We start from the raw sequence: 21,337 nt of genomic DNA, 5'->3' as shown, positions 1-21,337 counted from the left end.
CAGGAGGGAAAACATATGGCTCGTAAAGTATTAGTAATGGGAGAAGTTCGTGACGGATCTTTACGTAACGTTTCATTTGAGGCAGTAGCAGCAGCAAAAACAATTGCAGAGGGCGGTGAAGTTGTCGGTCTTTTACTAGGTGAAAGCGTCGCTTCATTTGCGAAAGAACTGATTCATTACGGTGCAGATCGCGTTGTGACAGTTGAAAGCGATAAGTTAAGCTCATATACATCTGATGGATATGCACAAGCATTTCTAGTAGTGTATGAAGAAGAGAAGCCAGAAGGAATTGTCTTTGGACATACGGCGCTTGGGAAAGATTTATCACCAAAACTTGCAGCGAAATTAAATGCAGGTCTTGTTTCTGACGTGACAGCGTTAGAAGTGGCTGGTGGAAACGTTGTGTTCACACGCCCAATTTACTCTGGTAAAGCATTTGAGAAAAAGATTGTAACAGACGGTGTATTATTTGCGACAATTCGTCCAAATAACATCGCGCCGCTTGAAAAAGATGAAGCACGTGAAGGCGATGTTTCTTCTATGACAGTCGACGTAAAAGATTTGCGTACAGTGATTAAAGAAGTTGTTCGCAAAACAGCAGAAGGTGTAGACCTTTCTGAGGCAAAAGTCATTATCGCAGGCGGACGCGGTGTAAAGAGTGAAGAAGGTTTCAAGCCATTAAAAGAATTAGCAGATGTGCTTGGCGGGGCAGTTGGCGCTTCTCGCGGAGCATGTGATGCAGAGTACTGTGATTATTCACTGCAAATTGGACAAACAGGTAAAGTTGTAACACCGGATTTATATATTGCATGTGGTATTTCTGGTGCGATTCAACATTTAGCTGGTATGTCTAACTCAAAGATCATAGTAGCAATTAATAAAGATCCTGAAGCGAACATTTTTAAAGTAGCTGACTATGGCATCGTTGGCGACTTATTTGAAGTGTTACCGCTTCTAACAGAAGAATTCAAAAAGTTAAAAGTACATTCTTGAGTCTTACGTTACGCATAATGGGTTCCCATTAAGTAATTACCCCTATATAAATAAAGGAAGGCGAGAGGTCCCCTGCTTCTCGCTTTTTCGTATGAAAAGTAATACTTTCTTATAGTATAAAGGCGTGATTATTTGATACAATACTTAACGATACATATTATTCGCCACGTATATAAGATAATGATATACTTTGGTTAGAAAGTTCATAAAGGAGGAAATAAAATGGCAATTGTAAACGCAACTGACCAAACTTTCGCAGCTGAAACAAGCGAAGGTGTTGTATTAGTAGATTTCTGGGCACCTTGGTGTGGCCCTTGTAAAATGATCGCTCCTGTATTAGAAGAAATCGATGCAGAATTAGGCGATAAAGTAAAGGTAGTAAAAGTAGATGTTGATGAAAACCAAGAAACAGCTCGTAAATTTGAAGTAATGAGCATTCCATCTCTTTTCGTAGTAAAAGATGGCCAAGTGGTTGATCAAGCATTAGGTTACAAACCAAAAGAAGCGTTAGTTGAACTAGTTTCTAAACACTTCTAATATAAAAAAGCTGCTGTGAGGCAGCTTTTTTATGTGCAAAAAATATGGTTAATTGTTTCACAATCATAGTCTAGAATCCAGTTGTTGTTTGTAGGGATTTTATATCTTCTTTAGTGGTTGCTATGTATAATGTTTTCATTTTTTCTACTTTCCGTTACAATAAAAGAACGTATGTTGGGGAAATGGTTTATTGTATTTTTCTAGGTTAACTAAGAATGATAGACATGTAAGGAACGGAGGAATACGAGTGCACGAGTATTTAAAAGAAAAACTAGCGATTTTACCGGATCAACCGGGCTGTTATTTAATGAAAGATAAGCAAGGAACAGTTATATATGTCGGGAAGGCAAAGGTGTTAAAAAATCGTGTGCGCTCGTATTTTACTGGTTCACATGATGGGAAGACACTCCGTCTTGTCGGAGAAATTGTTGACTTTGAATATATTGTGACCTCCTCGAATTTGGAGGCTCTCATTTTAGAATTAAATTTAATTAAAAAGTATGATCCAAAATATAATATCCAATTAAAAGACGATAAAACATACCCATTTATTAAAATTACCGCTGAAAAACAGCCGCGTTTGCTTATTACGAGAAATGTGAAAAAGGATAAAGGGAAATATTTTGGCCCGTATCCAAATTCACAGTCAGCTCATGAAACAAAAAAACTGTTAGATCGCATGTATCCGCTTCGAAAATGTACAAATATGCCAGATAAGGTTTGTTTATATTATCATATGGGACAATGTTTAGCGCCTTGTGTGAAAGAAGTAACGGATGAACAAAATAAAGAAATTGTGGATGAAATTACAAAGTTTCTAAATGGTGGTCATAAAGAAGTTCGAGCGGACTTGGAAATAAAAATGTACGAAGCGGCCGAAAAGCTAGAGTTTGAACGTGCAAAGGAACTGCGTGATCAAATTGCTCATATGGATGCAATTATGGAAAAGCAGAAGATGATTATGAGTGATTTAGTTGATCGTGATATTTTCGGTTATGCAGTAGATAAAGGTTGGATGTGTGTACAAGTATTTTTCGTTCGAAAAGGAAAGTTGATTGAGCGAGATGTTTCGATGTTTCCTATCTATGATGATCCGGAAGAAGGGTTTCTAACATTTATTGGACAATTTTATGAACAAAATAATCACTTTAAGCCGAAAGAAATTGTTGTACCGAGCAGCATTGATAATGAACTGATTGAAAGGTTTTTAGAAGTAGAAGCGACGCAGCCAAAACGCGGTAAGAAAAAAGAACTCGTCGACTTAGCGAGTAAGAATGCTAAAATTGCACTGCATGAAAAATTCTATTTAATTGAACGCGACGAAGAACGCTCAATTAAGGCAGTGGAAAACTTAGGAGAACATCTAGGGATTGAAACGCCGCACAGAATTGAAGCATTTGATAACTCTAACATTCAAGGGACAAATCCAGTTTCTGCTATGATTGCCTTTATTGATGGAAAACCTGCCAAAAAAGAGTATCGAAAATATAAAATTAAAACGGTGCAAGGGCCAGATGATTATGAATCGATGCGCGAAGTTGTGCGCCGCCGTTATACACGTGTTTTAAAAGAAAATTTGCCTCTTCCCGATTTAATTGTAACTGACGGTGGAAAAGGTCATTTAGCTGCAGTGTGTGATGTGTTAGAAAATGAACTTGGTCTCTCTATTCCAACAGCAGGACTCGTGAAAGATGATAAACATCGCACGTCACATTTAATAATCGGTGAACCGCCTGAACCTGTCATGTTGGAGAGAAATAGTCAAGAATTTTACTTATTGCAGCGTATTCAAGATGAAGTGCACCGTTTTGCTATTACATTCCATCGTCAAATTCATGGGAAATCCGTGATTCAATCGGCACTGGATGATATACCGGGAGTAGGAGAAAAGCGGAAGAAAGCACTTTTAAAACATTTTGGGTCTCTTAAGAAAATGAAAGAAGCGTCTGTTACAGACATTATAGAAGCAGGAATGCCGCAAAAAATAGCAGAGACCATTCATTCGTATTTAACAGGGAAGACATTGTAGTTTACAGTGTCTTCTATTTTTTTAGTTATAGCTCGGGAGTATAAAAAATAATATAGAATGTTGGCATATATATAGATAAAAAAGTCAACTGGACATTGTTATGTCTCGTTGACTTGTAGAATGCACATTATACTTCGACAGGATCTTTGATATCCCATTGTACAAGAAACATAATAGAGTCAGAACGCTTTTTTTGTTCCTCATAAGATTCAGCAATGACACCACGTTGTTTTTGAATTTGTTCTGCAATAAAACCAGCTTCTAATTGATAAGAAGAGTGTCTATTTTGTTGTTGACGCTCTTTAATAAGAGCACCTGTTAGTTGGAATTGCATTTCGCGGCGTTTATGTTCAATGATGGTTAAATCGCCCCATCCGGATTTTTCGAAAAACTGGATAACTTCATCAATTGTTTCTAACGGATATTTTCGTGCCAGGTTTCTGCCAGCCCAATATAGAATCGCATCTAATTCTTTTCCTATTAAGTCTGGGAGTAATTCTTCGCGTAGCAATTCGTAGCCAAAAGCATTCATTGAAATATTTTGTAAAGATTCGCTGTCAATTTTTTTTGTACTCACAATATTCCCCACTTTCTATACTGCCAATATTATATACCATTTCATATATATAAACCCAGCTATTTCTTGGCAAAAAATCTGAATTAGAGAATGAAAAAAGAATATAAAAATTATATACAGATTATGTATACGTTTTCTTGACGCTTCGACAAAAATAGGAGTAAAATGAACTTGGTATCAAATTGTGCTGAAATATTGCGAATAATTTTTTCAGTTTTTCTTATAGCAATAGTGGAAAAATGCTATTGTTATAAAGTAACGTGACAAACAGTAGTCAAACATTCAAGGGGGGTAAAGGGGACATGAAAGGCCGCGAGTATACGTTTCGCAAGTGGCACTCGTTAATGGGTGTCATTCCAATCGGTGTCTTTATGACACAACATTTAGTAGTAAACCACTTTGCAACAGAAGGAGCAGAGGCTTTCAATAAAGCTGCTCATTTTATGGAAATGCTTCCATTTCGGTACGCATTAGAAATCTTTGTGATTTTCTTACCATTGTTGTACCATGCTGTATACGGTTTATATATCGCATTTACAGCAAAGAACAATGCGACATCTTACAGCTATTTCCGTAACTGGATGTTCGTTCTGCAACGATTCACAGGAGTATTTACGCTGATTTTCTTAGCTTGGCACGTTTGGGAAACGCGCATTCAAGCTGCATTGGGACAAACGGTAAACTATGATATGATGGCAAATCTTTTAAGCAATCCATTTATGTTTGGTTTCTATTTAGTAGGGGTTGTATCAGCTATTTTCCACTTTGCAAATGGATTATGGACATTCTGTATTAGCTGGGGTATCACAGTGTCACCACGTTCGCAGCGTATTTCTACGTATGTAACATTAGCAATTTTCTTAGCGCTATCTTACGTAGGGGTAAGCGCATTACTTGCGTTTATTAATCCGAATCTAGCAAACTTGTAAGGAGTGGGAAAGCATGAAAGGGAAACTTATCGTAGTTGGCGGTGGATTAGCCGGCTTAATGGCAACGATTAAAGCAGCGGAAGCAGGCGTGAATGTAGAACTATTCTCTTTAGTACCAGTGAAACGTTCTCACTCTGTATGCGCCCAAGGCGGCATTAACGGTGCTGTAAATACAAAAGGTGAAGGGGATTCTCCATGGATCCACTTTGACGATACAATTTATGGAGGGGACTTCTTAGCGAACCAACCTCCTGTAAAAGCGATGTGCGATGCAGCACCTGGCATTATTCATTTAATGGATCGTATGGGTGTTATGTTTAACCGTACGGAAGAAGGATTACTAGATTTCCGCCGCTTTGGTGGAACGCAGCATCACCGTACAGCATTTGCTGGTGCAACAACAGGACAGCAATTATTATACGCATTAGATGAGCAAGTACGCCGTCACGAAGTAGCGGGTCTTGTTACAAAATATGAGGGCTGGGATTTCCTACGCGCTGTTGTGGATGACGAAGGCGTATGCCGCGGAATCGTAGCACAAGACTTAAAATCTATGGAGATTAAAAGTTTTCCAGCTGATGCTGTAATTATGGCAACAGGTGGTCCTGGTATCATCTTCGGAAAATCAACGAACTCTATTATTAATACTGGTACAGCAGCATCAGCTGTGTATCAGCAAGGTGCATATTATGCAAATGGTGAGTTTATTCAAATTCATCCAACAGCAATTCCAGGCGATGATAAATTACGCCTAATGAGTGAATCTGCACGTGGTGAAGGTGGCCGCGTTTGGACATATAAAGATGGTAAACCATGGTATTTCCTTGAAGAGAAATATCCTGCATACGGAAACCTTGTGCCTCGTGATATTGCAACGCGTGAAATCTTCGATGTATGCGTTGAGCAAAAGCTTGGTATTAACGGTGAAAACATGGTATATCTTGATCTTTCTCATAAAGATCCGAAAGAGCTTGATATCAAATTAGGTGGTATTATTGAAATCTATGAAAAATTCATGGGTGATGATCCACGTAAAGTACCAATGAAAATCTTCCCAGCTGTTCACTACTCAATGGGCGGACTATGGGTTGACTATAAACAAATGACAAATATTCCAGGGTTATTTGCAGCAGGTGAGTGTGATTACTCTATGCACGGTGGTAACCGACTAGGTGCTAACTCATTATTATCTGCAATTTATGGTGGTATGGTAGCCGGCCCGAATGCAATTGAATATATGAAGGGTCTTGGAAAATCATCTGATGCAGTATCATCTTCTGTATATGAGCAAAATGAATTAATCGAAACAGAAAAATTCAACAATATTTTAACGTTAGATGGTAATGAAAATGCATATGTTCTTCATAAAGAGCTTGGGGAATGGATGACAGATAACGTAACAGTAGTTCGTGAAAATAAAAAATTATTAGAAACAGATGCAAAAATCCAAGAACTAATGGAGCGTTATAAACGCATTAACATTAACGATACAACGAAATGGAGTAACCAAGGTGCTTCGTTTACACGTCAACTGGCAAATATGCTTGAATTAGCTCGTGTTATTACAATTGGTGCATATAACCGTAATGAAAGTCGCGGTGCACATTATAAACCAGAATTCCCAGATCGTGATGATGAGAACTTCTTAAAAACAACAATGGCGAAGTTTGAAGGAGAAGGAAATGCACCAGCATTCCATTACGAAGACGTTGATACTTCATTAATCAAACCACGTAAGCGTGATTATTCTTCAAAACATGAAGTAGCTGCTAAGGAAGAAGAGAAGGGGGATAAGCAACATGTCTGAGAAAACAATCCGCCTTATTATTACAAGACAAGATGGTCCGAACTCACAGGAGTATGATCAAGAATTTGAAATTCCATATCGCCCAAATATGAATATCATTTCGGCACTAATGGAAATTCGTCGTAATCCTGTTGATGCTAAAGGAAACTCTACAACACCTATTGCGTGGGACATGAACTGTTTAGAAGAAGTGTGCGGAGCATGTTCGATGGTGATTAACGGAAAACCTCGTCAATCATGTACAGCACTTATTGATAAACTTGAACAACCGATTCGCTTAAAACCAATGAAAACATTCCCGGTTATTCGCGACCTGCAAGTTGATCGCAGCCGTATGTTTAATGCATTAAAACGTGTTAAAGCATGGATTCCGATTGATGGTACGTATGATTTAGGTCCGGGGCCAAGAATGCCGGAGAAAAAGCGTCAGTGGGCATATGAGTTATCAAAATGTATGACTTGTGGTGTATGTTTAGAATCATGTCCGAACGTAAATGATAAATCTGACTTCATCGGTCCAGCACCGCTATCACAAGCTCGTTTATTCAATGCACATCCAACAGGTGAAATGCATAAAGCTGATCGATTACGTGCAATCATGGGTGATGGGGGACTTGCAAACTGCGGTAACTCACAAAACTGTGTACAATCTTGTCCAAAAGGAATTCCATTAACGACATCGATTGCTGCTTTAAACCGTGATACAACAATTCAATCATTTAAAGATTTCTTTGGTAGTGACAATAACTATTAATCTAAATTGCCTCTTCGGTTTGAAGAGGCAATTTTTATATCATTTTTATCTCGCTATTTTTGGGTAGTAAGACCCTCACTGATGGAAGTTAATTATATATTTACATTTGAGTATACTTATTCTTAATAGATTATATTTTTGTAGGTTTTTAATTCAGAAAAGTCAAATAATATATAGAGAGAGGAATTCCAAAGGAGCTGAATAGTGTGAAGAAGATTCATTATATTGAAGATTTTAAGCAATGGGAAAGTGCATTTTCATTCTATATTCCTATAAAAGTTCGTTTTTCTGAAACGGATATGTTTGGGCATATGAATAACGGTGTTGCGTTTACTTATTTTGAAGAAGCACGTATTGAATTTTTTAAAGAGCTTGGTTTTATGCAAGAGTGGGTACATGCAGAATCAGAAACAATGATTGTAGTGGCGGATTTACAATGTAATTTTTTAAAGCAAGTGTTCTTTGATGAGAATTTAAAAGTATATGTAAAAGCAGGAAATATCGGAAATTCATCTTTAGACTTAAATTATATGGTGAAGAACGAAGCAGGAGAGATGTGCTTAGTAGGACGAGGAGCGATGGTACAGGCTTCTAAGAAAACAGGAAAAGGAGTACCTTGGCCAGCAGAATGGAAACAACGGTTATTAGATTAAAAAATAAGAGAGCGTATCGCTCTCTTATTTTTTGTCTTCCATTGCTTCTTCTAATGTCAGGTGATGCTTATATAAATATGTAGCCTGCGGATTGCCGACAAAACGAAGATGCCACGGTTCATAATCATATCCTGTAATGTCTGTCTTATCTTCTGGATAGCGAATAATAAATCCGAATTCGTGAGCATGCTCTGCTACCCACTTTCCTTCAGGTGTTTCTCCAAATATCGGCTCCAATTGAAATTTTGCTGATTTAGAGCTAATATCCATGGCAAGTCCAGTTTGATGTTCGCTTGTCCCAGGAATAGCACTTAACGCATCAGCAGCTTCTTTTCCTTGACGTTTTACATATGTATTATGCAATGACTCTTGTCGCTTGTAAGAGCGAAATCCAGATACTGCAGTAAGTTCAATCCCTTGTTGTTTTGCTGCTTCAAACATGTTTTCTAGGGCATCCGCTGCCGGTTTACGAAGTAATGTTTTTTCTTTATCTTGCAGACTTAAAAATGGAACATTTGGTTTTGTTAAATCGCGTGGTGTGTAGGAATCTGGGAGCTTGCGATGCTTGTTTACTAAAACGAGTAATGAATCAGTGTTATTTACAAGTGAAAATTGTTCATCAATTTTTTTAGATGTTACGCTTGCTTTTGGGAATGGGGGAATCTCCTCTTTTGGATGTTTAGCATGCTGATTTGTTTCAACTGCTGATGCTTGATTATGTAGATTTCCTGTAAAAGCCTTAGAACCAAAATTTATTAAAGAAACAACAATAAGAATCGTAATTGAAATTAAAATTGTTCTTTTTATAATTCTTTTTTTCATAATTTTTAACCGATTTATTCCTTTCTAAAATACTTGTACTCTATTATCTTTTACATTATAAGTCTATCGTATGTAAAAAGAAATAAAGGAGCCCTGATGTAACGAAATTGAAAAAAATTTGTAAAAAAAAGTCGATTTCTTCATGATTTTTTTAAAAATGGTACATTGAAATCTTTCATGAATTCTATTTTTTATGTAATATATATTTATAGAACGATGTAACGATTATCTTATGATATGTAGCTTCTTGTTGTATCGAATAATCTAGGAGGGAACAACGATGGATTTGGCATCAATCATTGGAATTATCCTTGGGATAGTTGCCGTTGTGTTAGGAATGTTTTTGAAAGGTGCTTCACTTACCGCTCTATTAAATCCCGCTGCATTTTTGATTATTTTCATAGGAACACTTGCAGCGGTCTGTATCGCTTTTCCGGTGAATCAATTAAAAAGAATTCCAAAGTTATTCAAAATCATTTTTAGTAGTAACAAAAAAGAAATGAACTACGAAGAAATACTGGAATTATTTGTTCATTGGACGTCAGAAAGTAGAAAGTACGGCATTTTATCTTTAGAACAGCAACTAGATAAAGTGGAAGATGAGTTTCTGATGAGAGGTTTGAAATTTGTTATCGATGGTGTATCGGCAGAAGATCTTGAGCAAATATTAGAGGCAGAAATCGAAGCGATAGAAGAGCGTCACGCAAAAGGAGCTGCTCTTTTCTCGCAAGCTGGTACATATGCACCGACACTTGGTGTTTTAGGAGCTGTCATCGGACTTGTAGCTGCACTAGGGAATTTAGCAGATATGGATAAGTTAGGTCATGCAATTTCTAGTGCATTTATTGCAACGATTTTTGGTATTTTTTCTGGTTATGTTCTGTGGCATCCATTTGCGAACAAATTAAAGCAAAAGTCTGCACAAGAAATTGAAAAGAAACGTTTAATGATTGAATGCCTATTAATGCTTCAGGCTGGTACATACCCATTTGTTATGAAGAATCGCATCTTAGGTGCACTCTCTGAAACCGAGCGTAAAAAGCTAGAGCAGGGAGCGGAAAAAGATGCGTAGTAGAAAGAAGAAGAAAAAAAAGCATGAAGATCATATCGATGAAACATGGCTCATTCCATATTCAGACATGTTAACTTTGTTGTTTGCGTTATTTATCGTTTTGTTTGCAATGAGTAGTCTTGATGCTGCAAAGTTTAAACAAATGGCGGTTGCTTTTAAATCAGAGCTCTCAGGTGGAACAGGGAAGAAGGAATTTTTAAGTGACCAAAAACCAACATCTGAGAAAGATGTATCTGATAAGCGTCCGGAGTCTGAAAAGATTAAGAAACAAGCAGAGGCAGAAGTAAAACAGCAAGAAATGAATGAATTAAAAGAAGTACAAAAAGGAATCGATAAATATATTCAGGAGAAAGGACTTACATCCTCGTTTAAAACAGAGCTTACTGAACGTGGATTAATGGTAACAATTTTAGATAACGCACTCTTTGATTCTGGACAAGCTACTGTAAAGCTAGAGTCGCTGAACATGGCGCAAGAGATGGCAACATTATTAGTAGCAGCATCGCCTCGAGAAATTACTGTATCAGGGCATACTGACAATGTTCCAATCTCTAATGCAAATTTTGCTTCTAACTGGGAGCTAAGTACGCAGCGTGCTGTTAATTTTATGCAAGTATTGCTCCAAAATAAACAACTGCTTCCGGAAAAATTTAGTGCAATTGGCTACGGAGAATATCGTCCTGTCGCATCGAATGATACACCGGAAGGAAGAGCGAAAAATAGACGAGTAGAAGTATTTATTTTACCTCTTATAAAAGATAAGAAATAAAGGATGGCATAGCGCCATCCTTTATTTCTTATCTTCAAATGATTTTAAGTTATCCCTGCGGATTTTATCTTTTTCTGCATCTGATTTTTTAAAGTTATAGTCATATAAAGCACCTTCCCAGTCACCATACATTGGATTAGGGAAAACAATGTATTTTTCACCAAATTGAGCTTTCGTTTCTTCTACTTTTTTATTACGATCTTGCACGGATAATCCATCAAACCCAGTGAAATCTGATAAATTATCACCAAATAATAAAACGATGTCATGTGTTGATGAAACGAGTTCACGGCGCTTTTCTTTTCCTTGTTCTTTCGGTTCTTGTAGTAAAATGTGCTCTTTCGTTGCTTGCGGGGCACCGATATGTTCTAAATTTTTAGTAGTTGCATCTAGTTGGTTTGTTTTCCGATTGGAAATGTAGTAAATGTCTACACCTTTAGAGTCTGCATATTTTAAGAAATCAATTGCACCAGGAAGAGCTTCAGCTTCTGCTTTGTTAATCCAGTCATCCCATTTATAAGGGTAGCTTTTTCCCGTTTTGACCGTCATAACTTGGTACGGACTATTATCTAAAACGGTTTCGTCTAAGTCTAGTACAACAGCTGGTTTCTTGCTTGTCCCCTTAGCAAGAGCTGCATCTAGCTTCAGTGTACCGATGTTGTAGCCTTGATGGTATAATGCTTTTACTTCGCCAGCAGTTTGATACCATAAGTCAGCCATTAATTGCTGGTCCGTTAGTTGGACTTTTGTTTCTTTTACTGTTGCTGTTGTTTCTGCCGCCATGTTGCATGCTGTTAAAGATGTAGATAATAATACAACAGATAACAGTGTTGTTAATTTTCTTTTCTTCATATTACCCTCCTAATATGTATAAACTCAATTCTTAATTATATCATAATAATGTAATAATAAATGAATGTAATTTTGTATATCGATTTTTATTATATGAATAGTATGCACAATGTTATAATAAAAATATGGTAAAAATATGCTCTTCATATATATTGTTAAATATTTATAATTTGATTTGCGAGGAGAGAAATTTATGACATTACAAATTCAGCAATTAACCAAACAGTTTGGTGAAAATATTGCTGTGAATAAGTTGAATCTTGTATTGCCAAAAGGCGAAGTGCTAGGATTGCTCGGAAGAAATGGTGCAGGGAAAACAACGACTATTAAAATGTTGTTAGGTTTATTAGCACCAAATCAAGGAAGTATTACGTGGGATAACAAAGAGATTTCAAAGAGCGGTGTAACAATTGGTTATCTTCCTGAAGAGAGAGGTCTATATACGAAAAGTCGAGTCATTGATCAGCTTCGCTATTTTGGGAGACTAGAAGGAATGACAAAAAAAGAAGTGGATACAGCAATTGATTTTTGGTTAGGCAAATTATTTATCCCTGAATATAAATATAAGCGTGCAGGAGAGTTGTCTAAAGGGAATCAACAAAAAATCCAATTAATTGCAGCGCTTCTGCACAATCCAGATTTACTTATTTTAGATGAGCCGTTTAGTGGATTAGATCCTGTGAACGCTGCCATGTTAGCAAATATTATTGAAGAACAAATTCAAAGAGGAAAAACAATTATTTTATCGAGTCATCGTATGGAGCAAGTTGAAGCGTTTTGTCAGCATGTGTGTATTTTAAAGCAAGGTACAGCAGTTGTAGAAGGTTATTTAAATGATATAAAAAAGGAATATGGATTCCGAAACTTAACAATTGAAGATAACGAAGAAAATGAAAAGGCATTGCAAACATTACAGATTATGTATGAGAAACGTCTTGGTTCTCTTTATATTCAAGTTCAGGAAGATACAGAAGCCCTATCAATCTTGCAAAAATTACAAGAAAAAGGTTTACATTTACGTCAATTTAAAATGTTAGAACCAACTTTACATGAAATTTTTGTAGAAAGGGCGAAATAAAGATGCGTAAATTTTATCATGTGTTTTCATTTTATTTTAGAGAATCATTTCTCTCCAAAAAATCACTTATTACAAGTGGAATTTTATTTTTAGTAGTGTTTGGCATTTTTGCTTTTAATCACTTTACCTCTGCTAAGGATAAAAATAAAGATAAAGATAAGGTGGCAATAGTAATAGATAGTTCGACGTATAAAGTAAAAGAAGATGAATTACAGAAAATCCTTCCATCAGCCCAAATACAAGTAGCAGAGAAAAGTCAGTTAGAGAAGCTTCGTAAACAAGTAGAAAAAGAGGATTTAAATGGCCTTTTTTACGTTACAGAAAAAAATGGAGTTCCTGAAATAACTTATATGTATAATGGTTTTCCGAGTCAAGAGATGTCTGCAATTATAGCAAACTATTTGAAACAGCAATATACACAAGTAGTCCTTTTGAAAAATAAGATCCCATCTGATGTAGCGCAGCAATTGCAAACGAATATTTCAGTGAAAGAAGAAGCGATAAAAGATCGTTCCGCTTCTTTTGGGATTGCATATATTTTTATATTTGTACTGTATATGTTTATTATGGCTTTTGGAAATACCATTGCAATGAATATTGCATCGGAAAAATCTTCTCGTGTTATGGAGGTTATGCTTCCAAAAGTGAAACCGCTGCAAATGATGTACGCTAAAATTCTTGCTGTTGTTACAACCGCGTTATTGCAAATTGCTATACTTGCATGTGGTTTTCTTATTCCTGTTTTAATTGGGTGGATGAAATGGGAAGATGCAACTTTGTTTGGGATGCCGATTGATTTTGCGAAGCTAGATGCAAAGGTTATTAGTTTGTTTATTGTATTTTTTATTACAGGGTATCTATTATATGCGATGATGTATGCAGCAGCTGGAGCTGTCGTATCCAAAACAGAAGACTTACAGTCAGTTTCGTTTCCAGTTGCAATTTTAATTATGGCCGCGTTTTTCATTAGTATTAAATCATTGACAGACCCAAATAGTACAATTGTTGTTATTAGTTCATATGTTCCTTTCTTTACGCCGATGGTCACATTCTCGCGTGTTGTAGCTGGAGAAGCAGGAACTTTAGAAATTAGTATTACGTTATCGTTATTACTTGTGACCATCTTCCTTTTAAACTTTATTACAAGTCGCATTTATGTAAACGGTGTGATGAACTATTCTGATAAAGTGAAGTTTAAAGATCTTGCTAAATTTATAAGACGTTATTAATTTAGGAAAAAGTCTGATTTCTTCATAAGCAAATCAGGCTTTTTTTGTATTCATGAATGGTAATGTATAATCTTAAGGCACAGCGAACGAAAGATTTCTGACATGTTTCTTTATTGTAATGTTTTTTTACTTTATCTCGCTACTTTTGGGCAGTAAGACTCCTACCTCAAGCTTCAGATAAAGCGAAGAAGATAGGTGGGAGATGAAGACCCCCACTGATGGAAGTTTCACTTTATATGATGAAGGAAAATAGTATATAATAAAGGGTACGTTATTTTTAAATAGATGAGAGAGAATGAGCATAAAGGAGGGGAATACAAGTGGGAATTAGTAGTCGTTTTACAGTGGCTGTTCATATGTTAACATTGCTAGAAGTCGATAAACAATCTCGGTGTACATCTGAATGGATTGCCGGCAGTGTCAATACAAACCCAGTCGTTATTCGCCGAATTACAGGAATGTTAAAAAAAGCGGGATTAGTTGATGTACAAGCTGGAAAAGGCGGTACTTCTTTAGCTCGTGATTTAGACGAAGTTACGTTACTTGATGTATATAAAGCGGTTGAAGTTGTAGAAGAAGGACATTTATTTTCTTTTCACGATAATCCAAATGTGGAATGCCCAGTTGGAGCTAATATTCAAACTGTGTTAGAAATTATATTGTTGCAAGCGCAAGACGCGATGGAAAATGTTCTTGCAAATGTAAAGGTAAAACAGCTTGTTACAAATCTAGAAGAGAAAATACAACAATAAAAGAACCTAGCCTTGTACGATGGCTAGGTTCTTTTATTATGCGTTACGTACTGTAAAACGTTGACGAGGAAATTGTGGGTTTTCTACTTCGTCTAATAAAGCAACAGCGTAGTTTGGAATTGTAATGCGGCTATCACCATTTTCATCTGTTAGTAGTTGATCTGTTCCTGTTACATATTTACCTGTACGCTCACCTGGTTCGATCATCGCAGCAGGACTTAAATTCGTCCAGTTGAAATCAGATTGTTTATATACTTCTAGAGCATCGCGGTGTGCGAATGCGATTGATTTCCATTCTGCCGGGAAGGCTGGTGTATCAACAACTTGTAAACCAGGTGCTACTTCTAAGCTACCTGCGCCTCCAACAGCTACAAGACGAGAAACGCCAGCTTGTTTTGCTGCTTGTAATAAAGAGTGTGTTGCTTCCACAAGTTTCTCATCTTCACCGTGCTTAGGACCAAATGCACTAATTAGAACATCATGATTTGCAGCCTCTTTTGCAATACTATCTACATTAAAAATATCACCTGTTACAACATGTAAATGTTCATGTGCTGTTTCTACGCGAGATGCGTCACGAACGATAGCAGTTACTTCATGTCCGCGTGTTAAAGCTTCCTCAATAATTTGTTTTCCGATGTTACCAGTTGCGCCTACTACTACAAGTTTCATAATCATTCTCCTTTTTTATTTTGTTTTATATAAAAATGTATTTATTTTTAATTTAGTTGTAACTATTATAGTTACAACCTTATGTAACTATTATAGTTACAACTATTATTCTTTGTCAACATAAAAAAACAAGTTGCTTTTTATATGGAAGTAAAAAGCAACCTGCGGAAATGAGAATTATGCTGTTTTCTTTTGTTTTGTAACAGGAACAGAGCGGTTTAAAATACTGTTTGCTACCATTCCAAGCATGATAATGATCATCCCAATTAAAGATAATCCAACAGGCCAGGAACCGTTTAAAAATAAAACTTCACCTAGAACGGTAAATATCATTGTTCCTGCTTGTGTCGCCTCTACCGCTCCTAGTAAGGAAAGATTATTTTTTGCTAAGTCAGTAGCAAAGAAGAATGTCATTGTGGCAATAACGCCAGAACAAAGTGCCAATAAGAAACCTTGCATCATTTGTTCAGATGTTGGTATACCAGTTGTAGACCATCCGTAAATTGCCAATATAATACTGACAGGAAGACTGCCGATTGCCATACCTAATACACGTTGAAATGTATCTAAGCGTCCCCCGACAACTTCCATCATTTTTCTGTTACCGAATGGATATAGGAATGCAGCGATAACTACGGGTAAGAAACCGGATAAAAATTGAGAAATAGTAATATGCCCAGCTTCTGTTGCTTGCATGCAAATGACTCCTATTAAAATAAAGAAAGAAATGAGTAAACTACGCATTGGAATTTTACCGCGAACTCGTTTTGTTCCTGATTTCGTTTCAACTGTAATAAAAAATAGCGGAGACAATAATAAGCCAGCTAGAATTGTCGTTTGCCATGTACCTGCAACAAGCCATGCGGGACTAAATACAGCAGCGAAACTTAATAAGGAATAAAATCCAACACCAGCTAATGTTCCGAAGCTAAGCCACGCAAAGGGATGTTTTCGCATTTCTGTCCATAATGGACGAAGGTTTTTGCGAAATAAGACGATAAAGAATAAAATAGGTAAAGCGAATAAAAATCGGAAAGAAGCAGTCCAAGCCCAGCTTGTGCCTGATACGTTCATAGCCCGGTTTATAATAAATGTAGCGGAAAAAAAGGCAGATGATAAAATGCCTAATAAAATAGCACGCATTACGTTCGCTCCTTTTTATAAAATCATGTATATTATACTATGCTTTTTGAAATATAAAGTAAACTATAATGTATTGAGGGGTGTGGGGGATACATATGCGAGAACAAGAAGATATACAGACGAAAGAAGTTATTCAGCAAGTTGGTCAGCTGTTGAGACAAATACGAAATGAACAAAAATTAAGTTTAGAAGAATTAGCGAAAAAAACGGGTGTTAGTAAATTAACATTAGGAAAAATTGAAAGAGGGGAAACAAACCCTACATTGGGCGTGATTTGGAAGATTGCAAAGGGATTATCCATTCCGTTGTCACGGCTTATGGTTGTAGGAGATACAATAAATATTTCACGTTGTGGAGAAGGATTTACTGTAGAGGAAGAAAATCAAACTTGGCGATTAGAGACTATATTTCGCTATGTAAAAGAAACAGGGATGGAAATGCATCGTGCTTGTTTGCAGCCGAATAGCACATACGAAGCAGATCCTCATCATGAAGGAGCCATTGAATTTGTAACAGTAATGAAAGGGAAAGTTTCCATTCAAGTTGAACAAGAAGTATATCAATTAAACGAATTTGATTCTATCCAATTTGAAGCAAATCGAAAGCATAGCTATGAAAATAAGGGAAATGAAGTAGCAGTTCTACATTTAACAATGAAATATTCATCGTAAAATAATAAAAAGGCACCGGTGGAACTGGTGCCTTTATTCAGGAGATTGCGGCATAATCAACATAAGAATGAAATAAGCTAAAAAGCCTGTTCCGAAAAATAAGATTGCGATCAGCCAAAGAATACGAATCATATTTGTGTCCACACCGAAATATTCCCCTAAGCCACCACAAACACCGATAAACACTTTATCTGTTGAAGATTTGCATAATTTTTTATCCATGATGAAATCCTCTCCTTTTCGTGATTCACCATTTTCCTATGTAGTAGTGAATATCTATGTTTTTATCCTATATGGAAAGAAATGTAGGAACTATCGAATTATATTACGTTTTTTGGGGAAAGATTACAGTTTTATCCCGCTATTTGTAGGGAGTAAGATCATTTACCTCAAGATTCAGAGAGGAGCAAGGAAGATAGGTGATGGAGAACTGATGGAAGTTTCACTTTATATGGTTACTGTTTTTTTTTTTTTATTTCGTGCGTTTGCATGGAAAATATAAACATAAGTAATAAACCAAGAGCAATGGCCTATTTTTAATCATTGTTCTTGGTTGTCTATAATGATAAAGTATCTTTATTTCTTAAATCGATACGGGACAGTTGAGACAATAACATTCTTTTTATACAAAAGATATACCCTTAGTAAAACACTCGATTGGTTATGCAAAAAGTTATGCCAATTCTTTTTCGTAATAAATTGCGGAATGAGAACGGTAACTGCATAATGTTCCTCTTGTGCTTTATCTTGAATTGTAGTTACTAATTTTTTTATGGGTCTCATTAAGCTTCGATAAGAAGAAACTACTGTAACAAGACGAATGTTGGGTTTCCACAACTTCCATTTCTCCTGCATTTTAATCTCGCTTTCTTTGTCGAAGGCCACGTAAACAGCGATGACGGTATCTCCAATGGATTCAGCGTAACTGAGCGATTGTTCCACTACCTTTGTAATTCCAGCAATAGGTAGGATGATGACGTTTCCCTCAATTTTTTCAGGTGATTCATTAGGATTTATGCGTAGTTGTTCACCCACTGCGTCATAATGTTTATAAATACGATGGAAGAACAATACAATAATCGGTAGAAATATAAAAATAGCCCAAACTTGCATAAATTTTGTTACAAAGAAAATGAGCAGTACGGTTAAGGAAATAAGTGCTCCTAATAAGTTAATGAGTAATTTTGGTAACCACCCTTCTGGTTTTTCCCGAACCCATTTTATAATCATACCCGTTTGTGACAAGGTGAAAGGAAGGAATACACCAACTGCATACAATGGAATTAAATGTTCGGTTTTCCCTTGAAACACAATAATTAAAATAATTGAAGCGAAACTGAGTGTGATAATACCGTTTGAATACCCTAAACGATCACCACGCATCAAATACATGCGAGGCATATATTTATCTGATGCTAAGTTGTAAGCTAATAATGGAAATGCTGAGAATCCTGTATTGGCAGCTAATACTAAAATAAGAGCAGTTGCTCCTTGGATAAAGTAGTAAACAAAGTTTCTTCCAAATACATTGGAAGCGATTTGAGAAACAACAGTTTCAGCATGTTTAGGTGCAATGCCGTACCAATATGCTAAAAAGGTAATGCCAGTGAATAAAACAGCAAGAATCGCTCCCATCATGACTAATGTGTTAGCCGCATTTTTTGCAGCTGGTTCTTTAAAGTTTGGAATCGCGTTGGAAATGGCTTCGACACCTGTTAATGCAGAACAACCGGATGAGAATGCCTTTAATAAGAAGAATAATGTAATTCCAGGTACTACTGTACCAATAGGTGTATGCAAAGTGGCCGGTGCTTGTCCAGATGTAATTTTAAACATCCCAGCAATAATTAAAATAACGAGTGCTAGCACAAAGAGATAGACAGGATAAGCTAATACAGAAGCAGATTCCGTTACTCCTCTAAGGTTGAGGATTGTAATAAGAATAACGAGTATAACAGCGATAAGAACGGTGTACCGGTGTAAAGTTGGAAACGCAGATGTAATGGCATCCGTTCCTGCTGATACACTTACTGCTACGGTAAGAATATAATCTACCAACAATGATCCACCCGCGATGAGGCCTGCATTTACGCCTAGATTTGTTTTAGAAACAACGTAAGCTCCGCCCCCGTGTGGGTAAGAATAGATAATCTGTCGGTATGATAAAATAAGTGCTGTCAATAGAACTAAAACACCGACAGCAATAGGAATGGAGTACCAAAATGCAACTGCTCCAATTGTTGCAAGAACAATTAATATTTGTTCTGTTCCATATGCAACAGATGAAAGCGCATCAGAAGATAGGATAGCCAGCGCTTTTAATTTATTTAGCTTCTGCTCTCCTAATGCTGTTGATTTTAACGGTCTCCCAATTAGAAATCTTTTTACTGTTGAAAACATACTCACACCACCAATGTGCAAAATTTCCAGGAATAGATACTATGTAGTATGAGCGTCTTGTAGCCAAATATTTAGTAAGGGAAGAGGTAATAAATGGGGAGTTCTTATATAATGAAACATTGTGTAAAACATAGAAAAACGAAAATGAAATACAAACAACTTTTTTATAATTAATATATGGAATTTCTCTTTGTTTTTATTCACCACCACATGCCTCTATTCATACAATATCATGACTAAATAAACACCCAACTTACACATATACAGCTCTTGCTTAAGCAGGGAGGGTTATACCAATTGAAGGAAAAAGAATATCAATCCAAACCGTTGCTCACAAAAAGAGAGAGAGAAGTGTTTGAGTTACTTGTTCAAGATAAAACAACAAAAGAAATTGCAAGTGAACTCTTTATTAGTGAAAAAACCGTACGTAACCATATTTCGAATGCGATGCAGAAGCTAGGGGTTAAGGGACGATCACAAGCTGTTGTTGAGCTTCTTCGTATGGGAGAGCTTGAACTATAAGAGATGAAGCCGGCTTTTATATAAGGAAAAGCCGGTTATTTTTGTATCTTGCAAATTACTAGAAAAAGGAGGAGAATAAGAAAGTCTAACATGTACATAAAGTGAACATTCTATTAGTCTATGTATGTTGTACTAATGATGAGTTCACTGTTTAGGAAGGTACGCTTAGACTATGAAAGAGAAAACGGGGCGATTGTTTTGAATAGAGCGATTGGTGTAATTGATTCAGGTGTTGGCGGGTTAACAGTAGCAAAAGAATTAATCCGGCAATTACCAAAAGAACGAATTATATATTTAGGAGATACAGCACGTTGCCCGTATGGTCCGCGATCGCGTGAAGAAGTAAGACAATTTACATGGGAAATGACAGAGCATTTATTGGCACAGGATATTAAAATGCTTGTTATTGCTTGTAATACTGCAACAGCAGTTGTGCTTGAAGAAATGCAAAAGAAATTGTCTATTCCAGTGGTAGGTGTCATTCACCCTGGTGCGCGCACTGCACTAAAAATGACAAATACATACCATGTTGGTGTAATAGGAACGATTGGAACAGTGAAAAGTGGGGCGTACGAAGAGGCGTTAAAATCGATTAACAACCGCGTATTAGTAGAGAGTTTAGCTTGCCCGCCGTTCGTTGAGCTTGTAGAAAGCGGGAATTTTGAGAGTGAAATAGCGTATGAAGTAGTAAGAGAAACGCTGCAATCACTGAAGCAAACTGAAATCGATACGCTGATTTTAGGATGTACGCATTATCCAATTTTAGGGCCAGTTATTAAACGGGTTATGGGTGATTCTGTGCAATTAATTAGTTCAGGTGATGAAACAGCTCGTGAAGTGAGCACCATTTTATATCATAGTAAGATGCTGTATGATAAAGAAGAGCAAAGTGATCATCTATTTTTAACAACAGGAGAAATTGATGTGTTTAAAGAAATTGCTTCCAAATGGTTCGGACAACCAATTGAGAATGTGAAGCATATCGTTTTATAAAGATGCTGTTTTCATAGCCAGCAAATTAAGAGAATACTATAAAAAGACAAAAAGACCATCCTTATTCAGTATGTATCTGAAAA

General features: G+C 36.5%; 22 protein-coding genes. 15 read left to right on the top strand and 7 right to left on the bottom strand.

Annotated features, from left to right (window positions below; genetic code table 11):
- Nucleotides 1–15: 15 nt before the first annotated feature.
- From ACFQZ1_RS04805 to uvrC, 3 genes are all read left to right on the top strand, one after another.
- A complete protein-coding gene (locus tag ACFQZ1_RS04805; RefSeq protein ID WP_377880955.1) occupies nucleotides 16–993 on the top strand; it encodes an electron transfer flavoprotein subunit alpha/FixB family protein in 978 nt (325 codons plus the stop codon).
- Between the two features lie 222 nt (nucleotides 994–1,215).
- Nucleotides 1,216–1,530: a thioredoxin gene (trxA, locus tag ACFQZ1_RS04800; RefSeq protein WP_098305183.1), complete on the top strand. Its 315-nt coding sequence runs from the start codon at nucleotides 1,216–1,218 to the stop codon at nucleotides 1,528–1,530.
- A gap of 247 nt (nucleotides 1,531–1,777) precedes the next feature.
- Nucleotides 1,778–3,559 carry an excinuclease ABC subunit UvrC gene (gene uvrC / locus ACFQZ1_RS04795; protein WP_377880954.1) on the top strand — a complete coding sequence of 594 codons (1,782 nt, stop codon included), beginning with the start codon at nucleotides 1,778–1,780 and terminating at the stop codon, nucleotides 3,557–3,559.
- A gap of 127 nt (nucleotides 3,560–3,686) precedes the next feature.
- Here the strand turns inward: uvrC and ACFQZ1_RS04790 are convergent, their stop codons facing one another.
- Nucleotides 3,687–4,091, bottom strand: a complete 405-nt coding sequence (locus ACFQZ1_RS04790) for a YslB family protein (RefSeq protein ID WP_377881049.1) — start codon at nucleotides 4,089–4,091, stop codon at nucleotides 3,687–3,689.
- Between the two features lie 347 nt (nucleotides 4,092–4,438).
- Here ACFQZ1_RS04790 and ACFQZ1_RS04785 point away from each other — a divergent pair, with 347 nt between their 5' ends.
- The 4 genes from ACFQZ1_RS04785 to ACFQZ1_RS04770 all read left to right on the top strand — a co-directional run bounded on the left by ACFQZ1_RS04785 (nucleotide 4,439) and on the right by ACFQZ1_RS04770 (nucleotide 8,279).
- Nucleotides 4,439–5,065, top strand: a complete 627-nt coding sequence (locus ACFQZ1_RS04785; protein ID WP_377880953.1) for a succinate dehydrogenase cytochrome b558 subunit — start codon at nucleotides 4,439–4,441, stop codon at nucleotides 5,063–5,065.
- Nucleotides 5,066–5,078: 13 nt separating this feature from the next.
- Complete coding sequence (sdhA, locus tag ACFQZ1_RS04780) at nucleotides 5,079–6,872, top strand: succinate dehydrogenase flavoprotein subunit (RefSeq protein ID WP_377880952.1); 1,794 nt, start codon at nucleotides 5,079–5,081, stop codon at nucleotides 6,870–6,872.
- Nucleotides 6,865–7,626, top strand: a complete 762-nt coding sequence (gene sdhB / locus ACFQZ1_RS04775) for a succinate dehydrogenase iron-sulfur subunit (RefSeq protein ID WP_377880951.1) — start codon at nucleotides 6,865–6,867, stop codon at nucleotides 7,624–7,626. The genes sdhA and sdhB overlap by 8 nt, the downstream gene beginning before the upstream one ends.
- Nucleotides 7,627–7,832: 206 nt before the next feature.
- Complete coding sequence (locus tag ACFQZ1_RS04770; protein ID WP_377880950.1) at nucleotides 7,833–8,279, top strand: acyl-CoA thioesterase; 447 nt, start codon at nucleotides 7,833–7,835, stop codon at nucleotides 8,277–8,279.
- 24 nt (nucleotides 8,280–8,303) lie between these two features.
- Here ACFQZ1_RS04770 and ACFQZ1_RS04765 read toward each other — a convergent pair whose 3' ends face one another.
- The gene (locus ACFQZ1_RS04765; RefSeq protein WP_377881048.1) at nucleotides 8,304–9,086 is read right to left on the bottom strand and encodes a M15 family metallopeptidase; all 783 of its coding nucleotides are present in this window, start codon (nucleotides 9,084–9,086) and stop codon (nucleotides 8,304–8,306) included.
- Nucleotides 9,087–9,381: 295 nt separating this feature from the next.
- Between ACFQZ1_RS04765 and motA the strand changes: the two genes are divergently transcribed.
- Together motA and motB are read left to right on the top strand one after the other, a co-directional pair.
- A complete protein-coding gene (motA, locus tag ACFQZ1_RS04760) occupies nucleotides 9,382–10,173 on the top strand; it encodes a flagellar motor stator protein MotA (protein WP_377880949.1) in 792 nt (263 codons plus the stop codon).
- Complete coding sequence (gene motB, locus ACFQZ1_RS04755; protein WP_377880948.1) at nucleotides 10,166–10,942, top strand: flagellar motor protein MotB; 777 nt, start codon at nucleotides 10,166–10,168, stop codon at nucleotides 10,940–10,942. Before motA ends, motB begins: the two co-directional genes overlap by 8 nt.
- A 21-nt stretch (nucleotides 10,943–10,963) precedes the next feature.
- On the opposite strand, the gene ACFQZ1_RS04750 is transcribed toward motB, so the two are convergent.
- Nucleotides 10,964–11,794: a 5'-nucleotidase, lipoprotein e(P4) family gene (locus ACFQZ1_RS04750; RefSeq protein WP_377880947.1), complete on the bottom strand. Its 831-nt coding sequence runs from the start codon at nucleotides 11,792–11,794 to the stop codon at nucleotides 10,964–10,966.
- A gap of 193 nt (nucleotides 11,795–11,987) precedes the next feature.
- Between ACFQZ1_RS04750 and ACFQZ1_RS04745 the strand changes: the two genes are divergently transcribed.
- The 3 genes from ACFQZ1_RS04745 to ACFQZ1_RS04735 all read left to right on the top strand — a co-directional run bounded on the left by ACFQZ1_RS04745 (nucleotide 11,988) and on the right by ACFQZ1_RS04735 (nucleotide 14,853).
- Nucleotides 11,988–12,872 carry an ABC transporter ATP-binding protein gene (locus ACFQZ1_RS04745; RefSeq protein WP_377880946.1) on the top strand — a complete coding sequence of 295 codons (885 nt, stop codon included), beginning with the start codon at nucleotides 11,988–11,990 and terminating at the stop codon, nucleotides 12,870–12,872.
- 2 nt (nucleotides 12,873–12,874) lie between these two features.
- On the top strand, nucleotides 12,875–14,101 hold the full coding sequence (locus ACFQZ1_RS04740; RefSeq protein WP_377880945.1) for an ABC transporter permease: 1,227 nt from the start codon (nucleotides 12,875–12,877) through the stop codon (nucleotides 14,099–14,101).
- A 320-nt stretch (nucleotides 14,102–14,421) separates the two neighbouring features.
- Entirely contained in the window at nucleotides 14,422–14,853 is a 432-nt protein-coding gene (locus ACFQZ1_RS04735) for an Rrf2 family transcriptional regulator (protein WP_377880944.1), read from the top strand.
- A 36-nt stretch (nucleotides 14,854–14,889) separates the two neighbouring features.
- On the opposite strand, the gene ACFQZ1_RS04730 is transcribed toward ACFQZ1_RS04735, so the two are convergent.
- Together ACFQZ1_RS04730 and ACFQZ1_RS04725 are read right to left on the bottom strand one after the other, a co-directional pair.
- Nucleotides 14,890–15,525, bottom strand: a complete 636-nt coding sequence (locus ACFQZ1_RS04730) for an NAD(P)-dependent oxidoreductase (protein WP_377880942.1) — start codon at nucleotides 15,523–15,525, stop codon at nucleotides 14,890–14,892.
- A gap of 177 nt (nucleotides 15,526–15,702) precedes the next feature.
- On the bottom strand, nucleotides 15,703–16,668 hold the full coding sequence (locus ACFQZ1_RS04725; protein WP_377880941.1) for a DMT family transporter: 966 nt from the start codon (nucleotides 16,666–16,668) through the stop codon (nucleotides 15,703–15,705).
- A gap of 95 nt (nucleotides 16,669–16,763) precedes the next feature.
- On the opposite strand from ACFQZ1_RS04725, the gene ACFQZ1_RS04720 reads away from it, so the two are divergent.
- Entirely contained in the window at nucleotides 16,764–17,339 is a 576-nt protein-coding gene (locus ACFQZ1_RS04720) for a helix-turn-helix domain-containing protein (protein ID WP_377880940.1), read from the top strand.
- A gap of 33 nt (nucleotides 17,340–17,372) precedes the next feature.
- Here ACFQZ1_RS04720 and ACFQZ1_RS04715 read toward each other — a convergent pair whose 3' ends face one another.
- Nucleotides 17,373–17,561, bottom strand: a complete 189-nt coding sequence (locus tag ACFQZ1_RS04715) for a PspC domain-containing protein (protein ID WP_377880939.1) — start codon at nucleotides 17,559–17,561, stop codon at nucleotides 17,373–17,375.
- A 354-nt stretch (nucleotides 17,562–17,915) separates the two neighbouring features.
- Nucleotides 17,916–19,739 carry an APC family permease gene (locus tag ACFQZ1_RS04710; RefSeq protein ID WP_377880938.1) on the bottom strand — a complete coding sequence of 608 codons (1,824 nt, stop codon included), beginning with the start codon at nucleotides 19,737–19,739 and terminating at the stop codon, nucleotides 17,916–17,918.
- Between the two features lie 297 nt (nucleotides 19,740–20,036).
- On the opposite strand from ACFQZ1_RS04710, the gene gerE reads away from it, so the two are divergent.
- Both gerE and racE read left to right on the top strand, forming a co-directional pair.
- A complete protein-coding gene (gene gerE, locus ACFQZ1_RS04705; protein ID WP_020060005.1) occupies nucleotides 20,037–20,261 on the top strand; it encodes a spore germination transcription factor GerE in 225 nt (74 codons plus the stop codon).
- Between the two features lie 138 nt (nucleotides 20,262–20,399).
- On the top strand, nucleotides 20,400–21,254 hold the full coding sequence (gene racE, locus ACFQZ1_RS04700) for a glutamate racemase (RefSeq protein ID WP_377880937.1): 855 nt from the start codon (nucleotides 20,400–20,402) through the stop codon (nucleotides 21,252–21,254).
- Nucleotides 21,255–21,337 lie beyond the last annotated feature (83 nt).

The sequence above is a fragment of the Bacillus sp. CGMCC 1.60114 genome, assembly GCF_042676365.1.
Taxonomy (GTDB): Bacteria; Bacillota; Bacilli; order Bacillales; family Bacillaceae_G; genus Bacillus_A; species Bacillus_A rhizoplanae_A.
The sequence above is the reverse complement of the archived record's forward strand: the minus strand, read 5'-3'. Positions and strand labels throughout refer to the sequence as shown.

What these genes read in the sequence shown, in the direction of transcription:
- ACFQZ1_RS04805 (WP_377880955.1), top strand. Translation starts at nt 16, where the DNA reads ATGGCTCGTAAAGTATTAGTAATGGGAGAAGTTCGTGACGGATCTTTA.
- trxA (WP_098305183.1), top strand. Translation starts at nt 1,216, where the DNA reads ATGGCAATTGTAAACGCAACTGACCAAACTTTCGCAGCTGAAACAAGC.
- ACFQZ1_RS04790 (WP_377881049.1), bottom strand. Translation starts at nt 4,091, where the DNA reads ATGAATGCTTTTGGCTACGAATTGCTACGCGAAGAATTACTCCCAGAC.
- ACFQZ1_RS04785 (WP_377880953.1), top strand. Translation starts at nt 4,439, where the DNA reads ATGAAAGGCCGCGAGTATACGTTTCGCAAGTGGCACTCGTTAATGGGT.
- sdhA (WP_377880952.1), top strand. Translation starts at nt 5,079, where the DNA reads ATGAAAGGGAAACTTATCGTAGTTGGCGGTGGATTAGCCGGCTTAATG.
- sdhB (WP_377880951.1), top strand. Translation starts at nt 6,865, where the DNA reads ATGTCTGAGAAAACAATCCGCCTTATTATTACAAGACAAGATGGTCCG.
- motA (WP_377880949.1), top strand. Translation starts at nt 9,382, where the DNA reads ATGGATTTGGCATCAATCATTGGAATTATCCTTGGGATAGTTGCCGTT.
- motB (WP_377880948.1), top strand. Translation starts at nt 10,166, where the DNA reads ATGCGTAGTAGAAAGAAGAAGAAAAAAAAGCATGAAGATCATATCGAT.
- ACFQZ1_RS04750 (WP_377880947.1), bottom strand. Translation starts at nt 11,794, where the DNA reads ATGAAGAAAAGAAAATTAACAACACTGTTATCTGTTGTATTATTATCT.
- ACFQZ1_RS04745 (WP_377880946.1), top strand. Translation starts at nt 11,988, where the DNA reads ATGACATTACAAATTCAGCAATTAACCAAACAGTTTGGTGAAAATATT.
- ACFQZ1_RS04740 (WP_377880945.1), top strand. Translation starts at nt 12,875, where the DNA reads ATGCGTAAATTTTATCATGTGTTTTCATTTTATTTTAGAGAATCATTT.
- ACFQZ1_RS04730 (WP_377880942.1), bottom strand. Translation starts at nt 15,525, where the DNA reads ATGAAACTTGTAGTAGTAGGCGCAACTGGTAACATCGGAAAACAAATT.
- ACFQZ1_RS04725 (WP_377880941.1), bottom strand. Translation starts at nt 16,668, where the DNA reads ATGCGTGCTATTTTATTAGGCATTTTATCATCTGCCTTTTTTTCCGCT.
- ACFQZ1_RS04720 (WP_377880940.1), top strand. Translation starts at nt 16,764, where the DNA reads ATGCGAGAACAAGAAGATATACAGACGAAAGAAGTTATTCAGCAAGTT.
- ACFQZ1_RS04715 (WP_377880939.1), bottom strand. Translation starts at nt 17,561, where the DNA reads ATGGATAAAAAATTATGCAAATCTTCAACAGATAAAGTGTTTATCGGT.
- ACFQZ1_RS04710 (WP_377880938.1), bottom strand. Translation starts at nt 19,739, where the DNA reads ATGTTTTCAACAGTAAAAAGATTTCTAATTGGGAGACCGTTAAAATCA.
- racE (WP_377880937.1), top strand. Translation starts at nt 20,400, where the DNA reads ATGAGTTCACTGTTTAGGAAGGTACGCTTAGACTATGAAAGAGAAAAC.